Raw genomic sequence first — 18,198 nt, 5'->3', positions numbered from 1 at the left:
CTGATGGTGGCGACCCGGCGGGGGGCCCAACCTGTCCGAAGTATTCATAGCCCCACGCTATCCCCGTTCCGCGTGCCTCAAAACAGCAGCGAACCCGACATCACGAATCCGTAAAGAACGGCAGGGCTTGGGCGATCGCCCAAGCCCTGCCGTGAAATAACGCGAGAGATGCGTGAATGAATTAGTGGGTTTCGACCGCGCGCACTTCGACGATGGCTTCTACCTCAACCGGCGCGCCCAAGGGCAGCTCGGCAACTCCCACTGCCGACCGTGCATGGCGGCCGTTGTCACCGAAAACCTCAACGAAGAAATCGGAAACGCCGTTAATCACTCCGGGTTGGCCGGTGAATCCGTCGGCCGATGCAACGAAACCGACCACCTTGACCACGCGGACAACGTTGTCGATACCGACGGCTGCGTCAAGGGCTGCGAGCACATTAAGCGCGCAGATCTTCGCGTAACCATTGGCCTCCTCAGCCGTGACCTCGGCACCAACCTTTCCGAGCCCTGCCAACTTCCCGTCCTGGAACGGCAGCTGGCCGGAGGTGAAGATAAGATTGCCAGTGCGCATCGTCGGCAGGTAGGAACCGGCGGCGGTCGCAACCTTCGGCAGCACAATGCCCATCTCGGCCAGTTTGGCAGATGCCGTCATCGGGGCGCTCATACTCGCTCCCGTTTCAGGTAGGCGACAAGCTGCTCGGGGTTCGGACCGGGGATGACGCTGACGAGTTCCCAGCCGCCCTCTCCCCAGGTGTCCAAAATTTGTTTGGTGACGTGGCTGATCAGCGGCACGGTGGCGTATTCCCAGGTGCGACGCGGTGTGGGTGCAGACATGACCCCCACTCTAAGTTGTCGCCCGCCGGGAGTGCTCATCGAGGGGCAAAAGTTGGCCGCAGAGAGCTAAAACGGCCCTTACAAGACTAGGGTTGGCGCATGCAATGGTGGCGCTGGGTGGCCGCAGCGACCGCTGCTCTGCTGGTCCTCGTTCTCTTGCTGCTTCGGCTGGACACGTTGCGCGATCGAGTCGGTTGGACCCCGATGCGAGCGCTGCGGGCCCTCGCTCCGTACAGCGCCGCGGTGCCCGTCATCGTTATCGCTGTGCTGCTGACGCCTTGGTGGATGGTGCTCATCCTCATCGCCGGGCCGGCTTTGGCCATCGCTGCCATGGCGCTCGCCGACTAAGCGGACCCACCTGGCTTCTTTGGTCGCACACGTAGGCTGTTCTTGTGTCCCACGCTGCCGATGGCAAAGCCCCCTCCCTGCTCGGTTGGCCCGACAATGCGAGGCAGGCCCGCCTGCATATCGTTTCGGGCAAAGGCGGCACCGGAAAAACTACCGTCGCCGCCGCACTTGCATTGGCGCTGGCGAGCGGTGGCCGGCGGGTGCTCCTGATCGAAGTCGAAGAACGGCAGGCGATCGCACAGCTCTTCGACTTACCCCCGTTGCCCTACGAAGAACGAAAAGTGGCGCTGGCCCCGGGTGGCGGCGAAGTCCGCGCTCTCGCCATCGATGTGGAAGCAGCTCTGATGGAGTACTTTGCGCTGTTTTACAACCTTGGCTTCGCCGGGCGCACACTGAAAAAGATGGGCGCCGTCGAGTTCGCCACCACGCTCGCTCCCGGCCTGCGTGACGTGCTGCTCACCGGCAAAGCCAAAGAATGTGTCAACCGCAAAACGAAAGACGGCAACTATGTCTACGACGCCGTCGTGATGGACGCGCCTCCCACTGGGCGCATTGTGTCCTTCCTCAACGTCACCGTCGCCATGTCCGACCTCGCGCGCAAGGGTCCTATTCGCAATCAAGCTGATGGGGTGGTGAACCTCTTACATTCTCCAGACACCATGGTGCATCTGGTGACATTGCTCCAGGAGATGCCGGTGAGCGAAACGATCGAAGCTATCGCGCAGTTGGGCGAGGTCGGCCTTCCTGTCGGGACGTTGATTGTGAACGCCGCAGCGGGCGATTACCTCCCCGAACACGCGCTCGCTGCCGCCGCCCAGAGCGGTCTGGACGAAACAGACCTTGCGGCGGGTTTGAAAAAAGCAGGCCTCAACCCGGCACTGGCTACTGGGCTCATGGCCGAAGCAGCAGAACACGCCATCAAGGTGATGGCGGAAGCAGAATGCGCGGAAATTGTTGCAGCCCAGGGTCTCCCAGTAATGACGTTGCCATACTTGACGGACGGCGTCGACCTCGGCGGCGTTTTTGATCTCACCGAAAAACTGACAGAACAAGGCGTCCGATGAGCCCCTCCGCCGCATCTCTAGGCAACTCTGTGAGTAAGGCAACTACGGGTACGTCTACAGTGCGCCCGCTGGATATCGATGCACTGATCTTGGACCCCGAAACCAAAATCGTGATCACCTGCGGTTCCGGCGGTGTCGGCAAAACGACTACCGCGGCTGCGATCGCCATCCGGGCCGCCGACGCTGGCCGTCGAACCGCCGTACTCACCATCGATCCGGCCAAGCGTCTTGCCCAATCCTTGGGCCTTGATGTTCTGGACAACACGCCCCGCCGCGTCGACATCGGCTCGGCGGCAACGGGTGAGCTGTGGGCGATGATGCTGGACACGCGCCGCACTTTTGACGACATGGTCACCGCCCACTCCGCCCCGGAACGCGCCGCGCAGATCTTCGAAAACCCCTTCTACCAAACGATTTCCAGTTCTTTCAGTGGAACGCAGGAGTACATGGCGATGGAGAAACTTGGTCGTCTCGCCGCGACCGAGGAGTGGGACCTGATAGTGGTCGACACCCCACCTAGTCGCTCTGCCCTTGACTTTCTTGATGCACCGCAACGTCTTTCGTCATTCTTAGACGGCCGGACAATCCGGCTACTGACCAGCCCGGGGCGCGGCGTATTGAAAATAGTCGGGGCGGGCTTTGCGCTCTTTACCAAGGCGGTGACCGCCGTGATCGGGGGCAGATGCTCTCCGATGCCGCAAAATTTGTACAGCTCTTCGAGGACATGTTTGGCGGTTTTCGGGCGAGAGCTGATGCAACGTACCAATTGTTGCGCAATGCGGGAACGACATTCGTGGTCGTCGCCACTCCCGAGGCCGACGCATTGCGCGAGGCCTCGTACTTCGCCGACCGACTGCAGTCAGACCACATGCCACTTGCTGGCCTTATCTTGAATCGCACTCACCCTCCGCTGGCTGATTTGTCAGCGTCCGCGGCAGAGTCGGTGGCAAGCACGTTGGATCCGGAAAGTTTGACCGCAGCAGTCCTCAACTTGCACGCACAGCGAATGACCCTGCACACGGCGGAAACCAAAATGCAGGCACGATTCGTTCGAGCCCACCCCGACCTGCCAATTATCTCGGTGCCAGCGTCAGCTCGGGATGTCTACGCCTTGCCTGACCTGCGCCGCATCGGCGCACAACTCGCAGGTCAACACACCGAATAGCCTCCGCAGAGTCGAAATGGTTTTCAGCTTGCGCTGGAAGCGACTGCCGCCTCTCGAGCTTGGGTAAGAAGGTCGAGCCAGCTGGTGACGTCGGGTCGCTGCCGCAACAGCGCCCGCCGTTGGCGCTCAGTGAGGCCTCCCCACACGCCAAACTCAACCTGGTTGTCCAACGCGTCCGAAACACATTCCAGGCGGACCGGGCAGCCATTGCAGATCTTGACAGCTTCCCGCTGGGCGGCGCCCGTGACGAAGAGCGCATCGGGATCACGTCCCACACACAATCCATTCCGCGCCCACGCTCCGGAGCTCAGCAGAAGCTGAGCCGGTACTTGGTGGGGCGTGAGGCGAGCATCGCAGGAAGCCGATGGCTGGACTCGCACGGGCTTTCCACCCAGCGGAACGTCCGACGGGGCGCTAATAATCTCCGGGACCGCATGTAGTGACCGAGCACTCACGGTGTCCACCTTCCTCTTTGTGACCTGTACGCAGGCGCATCCTGCGCTCAGCGTTTTCCCTTCCCGGGCGGGTCTGTCTGTTGACCAGACGCCAACGGATCGGTTGCGGTTGTGTCGCTTCGTCCGTTTTTATGTTGCAGATCGGTAACGGTGATCCGGATGTCCGTTATTTCCCGGGGCGCGTTGGTACCTCGGATGTAGCCCACAACGGAGAGGGCAAAAGTTCCAACAACCAGGGGTCTCCCATCAAAACCACGTACCCTAAGTCGGTGCGAGTGATGAGCAATCTTGGGCGACTGACCGTCGGCAGCCTTATCGGCGGCGTGTTAGTGGCGATCCTTTTACTTCCTTACGCGGCTGCGGCTGGCTTGGGTGCCACCCAAGTTGCGCAAGCGGTGGAAGGCACCGACACCGTCAACATGAACCTGCCGGCTCCAGAACGAACCGTCATCCAAGACAAAAACGGCAAGCCCTTTGCGTATCTGTACGACCAAAACCGCACGTGGGTGCCATTTGGCGATATTTCGCAGTACCTCAAGGATTCCATCGTCTCCATCGAAGACCGTCGCTTTTTCGATCATTTCGGTGTCGACTGGCGTGGAACCGCGCGCGCGGCGCTGGGGCAGGTTGCCGGCAAGTCAAGCGCTGGCGGTGGCTCGACCATCACCCAGCAATACGTGAAGAACTACCTTTACCTGATTGCGGCCAAGACCGACGCCGACAAAGCGCAAGCGATCGAGAGCACTCCGATCCGCAAGCTCAAAGAAGCCCGCATCGCGATCAATCTCGAGGCAACTGTCAACTCCAAGAACAAAATCCTCGAGTCGTATCTCAACACCGTGGCATTCGCGCCGTCGGTCTACGGAGCAGAGGCGGCCTCTCAGTACTTCTTCGGCAAGAGCGCAAAAAACCTCGAATTGGGGGAGGCTGCCATGCTCGCCGGAATGGTCAATAACCCCAACCGCTACAACCCTTTCAACCCTGACCGCATTGACGACGTGATGTCGCGCCGCGACAAAGTCCTCAACGCTCTCGTCCGGGATAAGAAGTACTCCCAGGCGACGATCGCCCCCCTGCTCGGCAGTAAACTTCCGATTAACCAAACCGACATCCCGAATGGCTGCATTTCCGCCGATACCAATTCAACATTGGGCACCCAGGGAATCGGCTATTTCTGCCAATACGTGCTCAATTACCTCACGTCCTTGCCGGACAAGCCGTTCACCGAGGAGCAGCTCAAAACTGGTGGATACACCATCACCACCACGTTGGACCCCGACGTGATGACTAAGGCGCTCACGTCCGTCAACACCAACGCGGGTGATGTGGCTGGCGCGGCAAGTCGCATTGCCGACGTGCTTGCCATCGTTGAACCCGGCACCACTAACACCACGCGCGGGCGCCCGGTTCTCGCTCTTGCCGTCAACCGCCCCTACGGGTTGAAGGAGGGGCAGACAGTTCAGAAACTTGCCACCACCTTCGTGCCGCTGGGCGCCGGATCCACGTTCAAGATCTTCACTGCGGCCGCTGCGATGAATAACGGGGTCGGAACCGCCGACGTCATCGATTCGCCCCCCGTCTACACGAGCCCTTTGGCGAAGAATAAAGAGTTCAAAAACGCGGGCGAATTCCCTGCCACCATGCCGCTGGAGCAGGCGCTGGCAACGTCCCCCAACACCGCGTTCGTGTCACTGGAAGATCAAGTCGGGCTTGCAGCGGTGGCAGACATGGCCGTAGCCATGGGCCTTCGGGGTTACAGTCTGGACGCCGGCCAGGTCGAGCCCGGTTTCGCTGACTTGGCTGGCTCCTATCGAGACCAGATAACTCAGCAGGCGATAGCGTCATTCACCCTCGGTGTCACTCCCGTCAGCCCACTGGATCTCGCCAGCGTGGGCGCCACCATTGCCTCAAACGGGATGTGGTGTCCGCCCACACCCGTGGGGTCCATCACCGATCGCAATGATGCGCCCGTCGACTGGAGCACCATTCCCTGCGAACAGGTGGTCCCAAAGGAACTGGCGCAAACCCTCGCATTGGCAATGGAGGGTGACATCGCCGCTGATGGTAGCCAGGGCTACACCGGAACAGCCCATGCCAGTTTCGAAGCAGGCGGCTGGAATATGAACAACACCGTCGCGGGGAAGACAGGCACCACCCAGGAATACAAGTCGTCAGCTTTCCTCGGATTTACTCCCGCCTATTCCGGTGCCAGCTTGGTGTGGGATTTCGAACCTAGCCCCCAACCAATCTGCCAAGACCCGCTGAGCACCTGCACATTTGACGAGATCACCGCTGGCAGTAAAAAAGGGATGAGCGGCGGGTCGGTGCCGGCGAAAACCTGGGTCGATGCCATGGCTCCGCTGTATAAAGATCGCGCCAAAGAGTTTTTCGGCGCGGCCACTGCGCAATACAAGAATGGTCTGACCAAAAAAGTCCCGGACCTGCTGGGCAAATCCACCGACGACGCGCGCGCCGAACTGGTGACCCAGGGATACATAAACGATCCGACTTCGGTGATTGACGTCTTCAGCGACGCTCCCGTCGGGCAGGTGGTGGATTACCACCCGCGCGAGTCGGCGGTGCAGGGCGCCATCGTCACACTTATCGTTTCGAAGGGGAAGGCGGCTACTGGGTGACCGGCATTTCGCGTTCCGGACTCGGCATCGCCGTAGCCGGGGCTGCTGGGTTCGCGATTGCCACGGCGGGCTACGCCCGCTTTGTCGAGCCGCAGTTGTTCGCCCTACGCCGGATCGAGCTGCCTATCCTGGCGCCAGGATCTTGGCCGCTGCGGGTCCTGCACCTTTCGGATCTGCATTTGCTGCCGAGCCAGCACCGTAAAATTGCGTGGCTGAGCGGCCTGGCTCAATTGCACCCGGACATCGTCGTTAATACGGGCGATACGCTGTCCGGCAGTAAATCGGTGCCCACGGCAGTGACAGCTCTTGGTGGGCTGTTGGATGTGCCCGGAGTTTTCGTTTTCGGCAACAACGACTACACCGAACCGGTTCGTCGGAGCCCGCATCGATATTTCTTGCCCAGGGGGCCGCGCCTGAGCGGCAAGGCGCTTCCCTGGCGCGATCTGCGGGCCGCTCAGCTGGAGCACGGCTGGCTCGACCTGTCCAATAAGCGCGGCGACATCACCATCCGGGGGCAACAGATTGCCTTTGGCGGTGTGGATGATCCACACACTGATCGCGACAGATACACCGACATAGCAGGCGCCGCTGACTCTCACGCCAGTGTGCGGATCGGTGTGCTGCATGCGCCGGAGCCAGAACTCCTCGACCGCTTCGCCACAGACGGTTACGACCTCCTCCTGGCTGGACACACACACGGTGGCCAGGTCCGGGTTCCAGGGATCGGGGCTGTCGTCACCAACTGCGGGATTGATCGCAGCCGAGCTCGTGGCCTCTCGCGGTGGGGATCTACATCATGGCTCCATGTTTCCGCTGGTATCGGCGCCAATCCATATCTGCCGGTGAGGTTTTTATGTCGCCCAGAGGCGACTTTGTTGACACTGATCGCGAAGCAGGCACCGGCGGGATAGCCGCTGTTTCGCTTGACTACATAGTCGCGATGGTGCGTACCACCCTCGTGGATCGGATAGACTTCTAACGGTCACACCGGGGTGTGGCGCAGCTTGGTAGCGCGCTTCGTTCGGGACGAAGAGGTCGCAGGTTCAAATCCTGTCACCCCGACAATTGTGATGTCTCGGGACATCGGAATGGCTGAACCTACAGATCTGTAGGTTCAGCCATTTGTCGTTGTGGGATGGGTTGGAAGTCGCGGGTCGGGTCCAAGGTGAGATCGCGGATGATGTGCCCGGTGGTGGCGTCGGCGATGCTGATGTTCAGGTCTTGGATGAGCAACTTTATGTAGGTTCCGGCGTAGGTTCGGCCAATACCAATGTGGTGCAGCTTCCCGTTATGGCGCAGGGTGACGGTTCCTGCTTTGCTGACACGGTCATCGCGGACCCGGTCGTGGGTATCGGCGGTGCGGTTGCTGGTCGGGGTGGCTTTGGGCCGTAGGGCGTATGCCGCCGCGGGGGTGGCGTGGTGCGGCAGCGATCGGTGTGGGCGGTGGTGGTTGTAATCCTTGGCGAACGTGTCCAGCAGGGTTTGCAGGCCCGGGACGGTGGATGGTTGCTGCGTCTGAGCGCGTAACCACTTTTTGAGGGTTTGCTGGAACCGCTCGACTTTGCCTTGGGTTTGCGGGTGGTTGGGTTTGCCGTTTTTCTGGGTGATGTTCAGGCGCCGCAGTTCGTTTTCGAAACCGTTGCGTCCGCCTTTGCCGCCAGCGAATCGAGCGGTGTAGACCATGCCGTTGTCGGTCAGCGTGCACGCTGGGATTCCATGCGCGGCAATGGTTTCGCCGAATGTGGTGGTGACGACCATGCCGGTGATCCTGGCGTGCGCGGATAGATGCAGAACGTAACGTGAGTGATCATCAAGCCAGGTGATGATCTCAACATCTGTCCCGGGGGCACCGTTCGTTTGGGTCAGTCGGTAGTGGGTGAAGTCGGATTGCCAGCATTCATTGGGTTGTTCGGCGGCGAAGCGGATGTAGGAAGATTTCGGTCGCTTTTTTGGCTCGGGGGTGATGAGTCCGGCGCGGGCGAGGTGGCGGCTGATCGTGGCTCGGGACACGGTCACATCATGATGCTGGGCCAGGTGCCATCTGATGGTGTCCGGTCCGGCGTCTAAGCCTTGGCCCGCTAACTGTTCCCGCAGTTTTACGATCAACGTGAGAGTGGACTCCAGTGTGACGTTCGGCGACGACTTCGGCCGTCGAGAAAGCGGTTGGAATGCGATATCACCTTCGGCGTGGTAGCGGACCATCAGTCGGCTGATCCACCCCTGGGACACCCCGTAGGTGCAGGCAACCTCAGTTTGCGAGGTGCCGGTCAGAACGGCGGTGATCACAAGCTTCCTTTTCGACATGTCCTGGATGTACCGGGATGAGTATTCCGATGACGGGAGACACACCCATTCCGATGTCTTGAGACACCCCATTCCGATGTCCTGAACCAAGACACTGTCACCCCGACAATGTGTTTGACGAGAAAGAGCCGGTTTCCAATACAGGAAGCCGGTTTTTTTGTTCTCGATACAAAATCGTTATACGGCTTTGCGGTGGGTGACCACCGGCAGTCAGCCATTCCCTCTCGCGCTTCCGATCCTGGGAAAATACCGGAGAAATTTACCTGCCCCTAACTCTCGGTGGGCACTACTGCCAGAGAATAATCCTTTAGGGTGCACAACGCCTCGGCCGTGAAGTTAGTATTTTGATCATTTCGTATTTATTGGTCTATTTGAGACCAAAAACAGACCTGGGATGTAAGGACCGTGTCAAGTGCAGCTTCAGCCGGGGTAACGTCCTGCTCGCTTGAGGATTCTTTTACGCCATTAGGAGCTGCACCGTGGTTTGGAACTTTTCGCCTCGTCGTCCGATCGTCGCCGCAGGTCGACACAGGACAGCCCGATCAACAGTCCAGAGCGCCCGTCGTACCGTCGGTGGCTTCAGTCGTGCGTGCGCTGTGATTGCAACCCTCGCGCTGGGGGTGTCGCTAGTCGGCGGCGCCGGCGTGGCATCAGCAGACGGAAACGGCCCAGGAATCACCGGCTATTCCGGTGTCTCGGGGCGCCCCGACATTAACCACGGAGCGTTAATCAACAACTTCGGCGGCGGCGGCAACAAGTTCTTCTGGTGCATCGACGGCGGCAAGGGCGCCCCGCTGAACAGCGACAGTTTCACGCTTGGCGCCTCCATCCTCAACTGGCAAATAGCCACCCTGCTCTGGAAATTTGACATCCTCTCCCCAGGTGCCGCCGCTACCACGCAGCAGAACCTTGACTACGCCGCGCTCTACCACATCATCCACACGGAGCCGATCACCACAGTGGGCCCGAACTACGGTCACGCCAACGATCCGCTGTGGAGCGATCCCGCCGAGTATCCTGCGAATGCAACTAACGTTGCCAGCCGTGTTTCTGCCCTCAAAAATTATGCAAGTCTCTACAGCGGACCCTTCACTTCCTACCTCACCAAAACGCAGTCAGGCTCAACCGGGCAAGTCCAGTTCGGCGTGAAATCGGCGGCGAACCAATTCATTTCGGGAGTTCCCTACACCGCGACCATCACCGGCGGCGGAACATTCTCCGGCGGTGGGACGACCCTCACGGGCGTCACACCCGGCGCCTACGATGGCGGCTCGGCCGCTGTCACCCCGAACATTAATTTGACCGGGGTTTCTGCGGCCACCGTGACAGTCACGTTTAGCAACCTGCCATACGGTCAAATCCAAAAGTGGAATACGCCGCTGAGCGCTGTGCAGAATGTCATCACGAAGACGGTCGCTGATGGCCAGCTCATTCCCTCGATTTCATTCCCCGCTGCGCCGCCGACAACTTTCCAACCCCAGGTGAGCACTCAAACCACTTCCGTCACCGGACCCAACCAGCAGATCACGGATGCGCTCACCGTCACCACTCAAGGCGGCACATCTTGGACCAGCGGTGTCTCGGTACCGGTTGTGAGCACGCTGTACGGCCCCTATCTCTCCGCGCCCGCACAGACCGGCTCCGTTCCGGTAGGGGCACCCGTTGTCGGGATGGTGTCCACGTCCGTGAATGGAACCGGCACATACAGCACCCCTCCCATTACTCCGACAGCCCCAGGTTTCTACGTCTGGCACGAAACCATTGCCGCCGGGACGAACAACAGCGCCTGGTCCGCCCCCTTCGGTGTTCCCTCCGAAATCGTGAATGTTCCTGCGGCCCCGCCGACAAAATTGAGCGTCACTGTCACGACTCAAACGTCGACGGCAATCGCCACGCCGGGAACGCAACTAACCGACACCCTGATCGTGGACGGTGTCGACCCGGCCCATCCACTGACCATCACCACCAAGCTGTACGGCCCGTACGCCACGCTGCCTGCAGTGAACTCCACAGGCCCCGCCGTCGGCGACCCAGTTGTGGGTACCGTCAGCATCACGGCCCCCTCCTCTGGGGTATTCACCACCCCGCCCGTGACTATCAACGCACCCGGGTATTACGTCTGGTACGAGACGATTCCGGCAACCAACGCCTTCTACAACGCGTGGAACCCGCCAAGCTTCCCCGCGGCAGCGGAAACTACCCGGATCCTGCCGCCGATAGTCAAATCAAGCATCACGGTTACCACTCAGACGTCTGCCGCACTCGTAAACGGGACTACGCAACTCAAAGACACCTTGACCGTGGACGGTGTTGACCCGGCCCATCCACTGACCATCACCACCAAGCTGTACGGCCCGTATTCCACGCTGCCTGCGGTGAACTCGACAGGCCCCGCCGCTGGCGACCCAGTTGCGGGAATTGTCAGCATCACCGCCCCCTACTCTGGGGCATTCCAGACGCCATCGGTGACCATTTCCTCCCCGGGCTACTACGTCTGGTACGAAACCGTCCCGGGTGATGCAAACTACAACTCTTGGAAGCCCCCCAGCTTCCCCGCGGCGGCAGAAACCACCCTGATCAAACTCAGGCCATCTGTTACCACCCAGACATCCACCGCGATAGCAACTCCTGGAACGGTGCTAACCGACACCTTGCAGGTGAGCGGGATAGACCCCGATCATCCTGTGGTCGTCAGCAGCACTCTCTATGGTCCCTATGCAACGCCGCCGTCAACCACCACCGCTCCCAGCCCGACTGACCCTTCGGTCACCACTGTTTCGGTTAACGTCGCCAGCTCGGGACAGTACGTGACACCGGGCGTTACCATCACAACCCCGGGCTACTACGTCTGGTACGAAACCATTCCGGGGGATACGACTTACAGGGCTTGGAAGCCTTCGACGTTCCCGCAGACCACGGAAACCACGATCGTGAAGTGGTCTCCGACGGTTGCCACCGTCACCTCCGCGGCGACTGCTGTCGCAGGTGCAACACTCACCGACACCTTGACGGTTTCCGGGGCTAGCTCAGCGCACCCAGTCACCATCAGCTCCACCCTTTACGGCCCCTACGCAACTTTGCCGGCGACGACTTCTGGCCCAGCTGTTGGTGACCCCAGCGTTGGAACTGTGTCCGTCACCACCTCCGGCACGCAGACCGTTTACGTGACACCCGGACTGGTTCTGCCAGGCACCGGCTACTACGTGTGGCACGAAACGATCCCCGCCGACACCTACAACAACGGTTGGACGCCAGCGACCTTCCCCCAAACCTCTGAAACCACAGTCGTTCCCGCCCCCGCGAAGGCCAACCCTCAGGTGACGACGGTGACGTCTGCTTCTGTTGCCTCCGTCGGAACGATGTTGACGGATAAGTTGACGGTGACCGGGGTGAACCCGGCCCATCAGGTGACAATCAGTACCAGTTTGTATGGTCCGTATGCGGAACTGCCGGCAACCACCACCGCGCCGGGCGCGACGGACCCGAAGGTCGGAACCGTCACCGTCACCACCATCGCCGGCCAAACCGTTTACACCACACCAGCCCTAGAGCTGCCATCCCCCGGTTACTACGTGTGGCACGAAACGATTCCCGCCGACACCTACCACAACAGTTGGGCACCAACCACGTTCCCGCAAACCACGGAAACTACCGTCGTGAAGTCCACCCCTCAGGTGACGACGGTGACGTCTGCTTCGGTTGCCTCCGTCGGAACGATGCTCACCGACACGTTGAATGTGACCGGGGTCAACCCAGCGCACCCAGTCACCATCAGCTCCACCCTTTACGGCCCCTACGCAACTTTGCCCGCGACCACTTCTGGTCCCGCCGTTGGTGACCCCAGCGTTGGAACTGTGTCCGTCACCACCTCCGGCACGCAGACCGTTTACGTAACACCCGGACTGGTTCTGCCAGGCACCGGCTACTACGTGTGGCACGAGAAAATTACAGCAGACACCTACAACAACGGTTGGGCGCCAGCGACTTTTCCCCAAACCACCGAAACCACCATCGTGAAGTGGTCTCCGACTGTCAGCACCGTGACCTCCGCGGCGACTGCTGTCGCAGGTGCAACACTCACCGACACCTTGACGGTTTCCGGGGCAAGCTCAGCGCACCCAGTCACCATCAGCTCCACCCTTTACGGCCCCTACGCAACTTTGCCCGCGACCACTTCTGGCCCCGCCGTTGGTGACCCCAGCGTTGGAACTGTGTCCGTCACCACCTCCGGCACGCAGACCGTTTACGTAACACCCGGACTGGTTCTGCCAGGCACCGGCTACTACGTGTGGCACGAGAAAATTACAGCAGACACCTACAACAACGGTTGGGCGCCAGCGACTTTTCCCCAAACCTCTGAAACCACGATTGTGAAGTGGTCTCCGACTGTCAGCACCGTGACCTCCGCGGCGACTGCTGTCGCAGGTGCAACACTCACCGACACCTTGACGGTTTCCGGGGCAAGCTCAGCGCACCCAGTCACCATCAGCTCCACCCTTTACGGCCCCTACGCAACTTTGCCGGCGACCACTTCTGGCCCAGCTGTTGGTGACCCCAGCGTTGGAACTGTGTCCGTCACCACCTCCGGCACGCAGACCGTTTACGTGACACCCGGACTGGTTCTGCCAGGCACCGGCTACTACGTGTGGCACGAGAAAATTACGGCAGACACCTACAACAACGGTTGGACGCCAGCGACTTTTCCCCAAACCTCTGAAACCACAGTCGTTCCCGCCCCCGCGAAGGCCACCCCCCAGGTGACAACGGTGACGTCAGCTTCTGTTGCCTCCGTCGGAACGATGCTCACCGACAAGTTGACGGTGACCGGGGTCAACCCAGCCCATCCGGTAACGATCAGTTCCACCCTTTATGGCCCGTACGCGGAACTGCCGGCAACCACCACCGCGCCGGGTGCGGCGGACCCCAGCGTCGGGACCGTCACCGTCACCACCATCGCTGGCCAAACCGTCTACACCACACCAGCCCTAGAGCTGCCATCCCCCGGTTACTACGTGTGGCGCGAAACGATCCTCGGAGATGAGTTCAACAACCCCTGGACCCCACCAACATTCCCGCAAACCACCGAAACCACCGTCGTGAAGTCCACCCCCCAGGTGACGACCGTGACGTCAGCTTCTGTTGCCTCCGTCGGAACGATGTTGACGGATAAGTTGACGGTGACCGGGGTCAACCCAGCCCATCCGGTAACGATCAGTTCCACCCTTTATGGCCCCTACGCGGAACTGCCGGCAACCACCACCGCGCCGGGTGCGGCGGACCCCAGCGTCGGGACCGTCACCGTCACCACCATCGCCGGCCAAACCTTCTACGAAACTTCCGCTTTGGAATTGCTGTCCCCCGGTTACTACGTGTGGCGCGAAACGATCCCCGGAGATGAGTTCAACAACCCCTGGACCCCACCAACATTCCCGCAAACCACGGAAACCACCGTCGTCAAGTCCACCCCCCAGGTGACCACGGTGACCTCCGTTTCTGTTGCCTCCGTCGGAACGATGCTCACCGACAAGCTGACAGTGACCGGGGTCAACCCAGCCCATCCGGTGACAATCAGTACCACCCTTTACGGCCCGTACGCGGAACTGCCGGCAACCACCACCGCGCCCGGTGCGGCGGACCCCAGCGTCGGGACCGTCACCGTCACCACCATCGCCGGCCAAACCGTCTACACCACACCAGCCCTGGAGCTGCTGTCCCCCGGTTACTACGTGTGGCACGAAACGATCCCCGCCGATGAGTACCACAACAGCTGGGCACCAACCACTTTCCCGCAAACCACGGAAACCACCGTCGTGAAGTCCACCCCCCAGGTGACGACCGTGACGTCAGCTTCTGTTGCCTCCGTCGGAACGATGTTGACGGATAAGTTGACGGTGACCGGGGTCAACCCAGCCCATCAGGTAACGATCAGTTCCACCCTTTATGGCCCGTACGCGGAACTGCCGGCAACCACCACCGCGCCCGGTGCGGCGGACCCCAGCGTCGGGACCGTCACCGTCACCACCATCGCCGGCCAAACCGTCTACGAAACTTCCGCTTTGGAATTGCTGTCCCCCGGTTACTACGTGTGGCACGAAACGATTCCCGCCGACACCTACCACAACAGCTGGGCACCAACCACTTTCCCGCAAACCACGGAAACCACCGTCGTCAAGTCCACCCCCCAGGTGACAACCGTGACGTCAGCTTCTGTTGCCTCCGTCGGAACGATGCTCACCGACAAGCTGACAGTGACCGGGGTCAACCCGGCCCATCAGGTAACAATCAGTGCCAGTTTGTATGGTCCGTATGCGGAACTGCCGGCAACCACCACCGCGCCGGGCGCGACGGACCCGAAGGTCGGAACCGTCACCGTCACCACCATCGCCGGCCAAACCGTCTACACCACACCCGGCCTCGCCCTGCCATCGGCGGGTTACTACGTGTGGCACGAAACGATTCCCGCCGACACCTACCACAACAGCTGGGCACCAACCACTTTCCCGCAAACCACCGAAACCACCGTCGTTAAGTCCACCCCCCAGGTGACAACGGTGACGTCAGCTTCTGTTGCCTCCGTCGGAACGATGTTGACGGATAAGTTGACGGTGACCGGGGTCAACCCAGCCCATCAGGTAACGATCAGTTCCACCCTTTATGGCCCGTACGCGGAACTGCCGGCAACCACCACCGCGCCCGGTGCGGCGGACCCCAGCGTCGGGACCGTCACCGTCACCACCATCGCCGGCCAAACCGTCTACGAAACTTCCGCTTTGGAATTGCTGTCCCCCGGTTACTACGTGTGGCACGAAACGATTCCCGCCGACACCTACCACAACAGCTGGGCACCAACCACTTTCCCGCAAACCACGGAAACCACCGTCGTGAAGTCCACCCCCCAGGTGACAACGGTGACGTCAGCTTCTGTTGCCTCCGTCGGAACGATGCTCACCGACAAGCTGACAGTGACCGGGGTCAACCCGGCCCATCAGGTAACGATCAGTACCAGTTTGTATGGTCCGTATGCGGAACTGCCGGCAACCACCACCGCGCCCGGTGCGGCGGACCCCAGCGTCGGGACCGTCACCGTCACCACCATCGCCGGCCAAACCGTCTACACCACACCAGCCCTGGAGCTGCCATCCCCCGGCTACTACGTGTGGCACGAAACGATCCCCGCCGACACCTACCACAACAGCTGGGCACCAACCACTTTCCCGCAAACCACGGAAACCACCGTCGTGAAGTCCACCCCCCAGGTGACGACGGTGACGTCTGCTTCTGTTGCCTCCGTCGGAACGATGTTGACGGATAAGTTGACGGTGACCGGGGTCAACCCAGCCCATCAGGTAACGATCAGTTCCACCCTTTATGGCCCGTACGCGGAACTGCCGGCAACCACCACCGCGCCCGGTGCGGCGGACCCCAGCGTCGGGACCGTCACCGTCACCACCATCGCCGGCCAAACCGTCTACGAAACTTCCGCTTTGGAATTGCTGTCCCCCGGTTACTACGTGTGGCACGAAACGATTCCCGCCGACACCTACCACAACAGTTGGGCACCAACCACTTTCCCGCAAACCACGGAAACCACCGTCGTGAAGTCCACCCCCCAGGTGACAACGGTGACGTCAGCTTCTGTTGCCTCCGTCGGAACGATGTTGACGGATAAGTTGACGGTGACTGGGGTTAACCCGGCCCATCCGGTGACGATCAGCACCACTTTGTACGGCCCGTACGCGGAGTTGCCGGCAACGACGAACACCGGCCCCGGCGCTGGTGATCTGAAGGTCCAGACCGTGACCGTTGCAATTCCGAAGGACGGCACGTACGTGACCCCGGGTGTTGTCATCACCGCACCTGGTTACTACGTCTGGTACGAAAAGATCGTGGCGGATACCTACAACAACGCCTGGACCCCGCCGACTTTCCCGCTGACCTACGAGACCACGATCATCAAGTGGGCCCCGCAGGTTACAACGAAGACGTCTGCGCCCATTGCCGCAGCGGGATCGATGCTCAGTGACACACTGATCGTGACCGGGAACAACCCGAACCACCCAGTGACCATCACCAGCACCCTCTACGGCCCCTACGCCGAACTGCCAGCAACATCCAACGGCCCGGCGCGATGGACGTTGCGGTTGGAACTGTTTCCACCACCGTCACCGGACCAGGCACCTACCAAACGCCCGCCCTGACCCTGAAGGGCCCGGGTTACTACGTCTGGTACGAAACGATCCCCGGCGACACCTACAACACCCCATGGACCCCACCGACGTTCCCGCAAACACCGGAAACCACCGTTGTTAAGTCCAGCCCGGCAGTGACCACCGTGACCTCAGCGGCTATCGCCACCGAAGGCACGATGCTCACCGACACACTGAACGTGACCGGGGTCAACCCGAACCACCCAGTGACCGTCAGCTCCACCCTCTACGGCCCGTACCTGACACTGCCCGCAACGTCCAACGGCCCTGGCGCAAACGACAACAAGGTCGGAACCGTCCAAACAGTCGTTAACGGAAACGGCCAGTTCACCACCCCGGCACTGAAGCTGCCAGGTACCGGTTTCTACGTTTGGTATGAAACGATCCCCGGCGATGAGTACCACACCCGTGGACCCCGCCGACGTTCCCGCAAACACCGGAAACCACCGTTGTTAAGTGGTCCCCGGCCGTGAGCACCGTAACTTCGGTGAAAACAGCCAAAGAAGGAACCAAACTCACCGATACCCTGACCGTCACCGGGTTCACCCCTCGGTCTCGCTCATCGTGAGCTCCACCCTCTACGGCCCGTACCTGACACTGCCCGCGACATCCAACGGCCCAGGCGCAAACGACAAGGCCGTCGGAACCGTCCAAACAACCATCACCGGAAGCGGCACCTACGTAACCCCAGCCCTGGTCCTACCAGCAGCCGGCTACTACGTCTGGTACGAAACCATCCCCGCAGATGACTTCCACAACTCATGGAAACCACCAACCTTCCCCCAAACCAGCGAAACCACCTACGTCACATCCACTAACGTGGGGGGAGAAGGGGACCAGAGCGGCGGCTTCGTTCCGGCCACTCCCGTTGCACCGACCACACCGATTGCGCCTGCAACTCCTACAGCTCCAGCAACTCCGATCATGACAAGCACAAATCTGGCGTTCACTGGTGTGAGCCAGTCCACCCCGCTGGTGGTGGGCTTCGGCCTGATCCTGCTCATGGTCGGAGGCGCGTTCCTGCTGATTGGCCGGAGCCGCAAGCGAGCGTAATAAACACGCTGCCTAACAGCCAGCACAGCTAAACCACCGGTGGTGGGGTCCCCGTCAAACATGACGAGGACCCCACCACCGAGTGCATTCAGCACCAAAACACACGCTCTAGGAATTTCGAAGCACAGCCCT

Annotated in this window: 11 protein-coding genes, 1 tRNA gene and 1 pseudogene; 9 read left to right on the top strand and 4 right to left on the bottom strand. The window is 60.8% G+C overall.

What is annotated here, in order from left to right:
* Window positions 1-181: 181 nt before the first annotated feature.
* Together EH165_RS02170 and EH165_RS15285 are read right to left on the bottom strand one after the other, a co-directional pair.
* Window positions 182-664, bottom strand: coding sequence for a RidA family protein (locus EH165_RS02170; RefSeq protein ID WP_164479083.1), 483 nt, complete (start codon window positions 662-664; stop codon window positions 182-184).
* Complete coding sequence (locus tag EH165_RS15285; protein ID WP_164479082.1) at window positions 661-834, bottom strand: Sp36 family protein; 174 nt, start codon at window positions 832-834, stop codon at window positions 661-663. The genes EH165_RS02170 and EH165_RS15285 overlap by 4 nt, the downstream gene beginning before the upstream one ends.
* Before the next feature lie 117 nt (window positions 835-951).
* Here EH165_RS15285 and EH165_RS02165 point away from each other — a divergent pair, with 117 nt between their 5' ends.
* The 3 genes and pseudogenes from EH165_RS02165 (at window position 952) to bagB (ending at window position 3,411) form a co-directional block, all read left to right on the top strand.
* Complete coding sequence (locus EH165_RS02165; RefSeq protein WP_124797830.1) at window positions 952-1,182, top strand: hypothetical protein; 231 nt, start codon at window positions 952-954, stop codon at window positions 1,180-1,182.
* Window positions 1,183-1,226: 44 nt separating this feature from the next.
* The gene (gene bagA, locus EH165_RS02160; protein WP_206426060.1) at window positions 1,227-2,246 is read left to right on the top strand and encodes an ATPase BagA; all 1,020 of its coding nucleotides are present in this window, start codon (window positions 1,227-1,229) and stop codon (window positions 2,244-2,246) included.
* A pseudogene (bagB, locus tag EH165_RS02155) lies at window positions 2,243-3,411 on the top strand (ATPase BagB). Before bagA ends, bagB begins: the two are co-directional and overlap by 4 nt.
* A 23-nt stretch (window positions 3,412-3,434) precedes the next feature.
* On the opposite strand, the gene EH165_RS02150 reads toward bagB, so the two are convergent.
* Window positions 3,435-3,722 (bottom strand): WhiB family transcriptional regulator, encoded by a 288-nt coding sequence (locus tag EH165_RS02150; RefSeq protein WP_124800241.1) that lies wholly within the window; start codon window positions 3,720-3,722, stop codon window positions 3,435-3,437.
* 422 nt (window positions 3,723-4,144) lie between these two features.
* Between EH165_RS02150 and EH165_RS02145 the strand changes: the two genes are divergently transcribed.
* The 3 genes from EH165_RS02145 (at window position 4,145) to EH165_RS02135 (ending at window position 7,564) form a co-directional block, all read left to right on the top strand.
* A complete protein-coding gene (locus EH165_RS02145; RefSeq protein WP_164479081.1) occupies window positions 4,145-6,502 on the top strand; it encodes a transglycosylase domain-containing protein in 2,358 nt (785 codons plus the stop codon).
* A complete protein-coding gene (locus EH165_RS02140; protein ID WP_239020656.1) occupies window positions 6,499-7,413 on the top strand; it encodes a metallophosphoesterase in 915 nt (304 codons plus the stop codon). Before EH165_RS02145 ends, EH165_RS02140 begins: the two co-directional genes overlap by 4 nt.
* Before the next feature lie 77 nt (window positions 7,414-7,490).
* Window positions 7,491-7,564: transfer RNA gene (locus EH165_RS02135), tRNA-Pro, on the top strand.
* Between the two features lie 36 nt (window positions 7,565-7,600).
* Here EH165_RS02135 and EH165_RS02130 read toward each other — a convergent pair.
* Window positions 7,601-8,806 (bottom strand): IS481 family transposase, encoded by a 1,206-nt coding sequence (locus EH165_RS02130; protein WP_124797828.1) that lies wholly within the window; start codon window positions 8,804-8,806, stop codon window positions 7,601-7,603.
* A 596-nt stretch (window positions 8,807-9,402) separates the two neighbouring features.
* Between EH165_RS02130 and EH165_RS15280 the strand changes: the two genes are divergently transcribed.
* From EH165_RS15280 to EH165_RS02120, 3 genes are all read left to right on the top strand, one after another.
* A complete protein-coding gene (locus tag EH165_RS15280; protein ID WP_164479016.1) occupies window positions 9,403-17,004 on the top strand; it encodes a hypothetical protein in 7,602 nt (2,533 codons plus the stop codon).
* Window positions 16,935-17,486 carry a hypothetical protein gene (locus EH165_RS02125; protein ID WP_124797827.1) on the top strand — a complete coding sequence of 184 codons (552 nt, stop codon included), beginning with the start codon at window positions 16,935-16,937 and terminating at the stop codon, window positions 17,484-17,486. The genes EH165_RS15280 and EH165_RS02125 overlap by 70 nt, the downstream gene beginning before the upstream one ends.
* A gap of 91 nt (window positions 17,487-17,577) precedes the next feature.
* Window positions 17,578-18,066 (top strand): LAETG motif-containing sortase-dependent surface protein, encoded by a 489-nt coding sequence (locus tag EH165_RS02120; protein ID WP_124797826.1) that lies wholly within the window; start codon window positions 17,578-17,580, stop codon window positions 18,064-18,066.
* Window positions 18,067-18,198: the final 132 nt, after the last annotated feature.

Source organism: Nakamurella antarctica (genome assembly GCF_003860405.1).
Lineage (GTDB): Bacteria > Actinomycetota > Actinomycetes > Mycobacteriales > Nakamurellaceae > Nakamurella > Nakamurella antarctica.
This window is presented reverse-complemented; position numbering and strand designations above follow the sequence as displayed.

What these genes read in the sequence shown, in the direction of transcription:
- EH165_RS02170 (WP_164479083.1), bottom strand. Translation starts at nt 664, where the DNA reads ATGAGCGCCCCGATGACGGCATCTGCCAAACTGGCCGAGATGGGCATT.
- EH165_RS15285 (WP_164479082.1), bottom strand. Translation starts at nt 834, where the DNA reads ATGTCTGCACCCACACCGCGTCGCACCTGGGAATACGCCACCGTGCCG.
- EH165_RS02145 (WP_164479081.1), top strand. Translation starts at nt 4,145, where the DNA reads ATGAGCAATCTTGGGCGACTGACCGTCGGCAGCCTTATCGGCGGCGTG.
- EH165_RS02130 (WP_124797828.1), bottom strand. Translation starts at nt 8,806, where the DNA reads ATGTCGAAAAGGAAGCTTGTGATCACCGCCGTTCTGACCGGCACCTCG.
- EH165_RS02125 (WP_124797827.1), top strand. Translation starts at nt 16,935, where the DNA reads ATGGACGTTGCGGTTGGAACTGTTTCCACCACCGTCACCGGACCAGGC.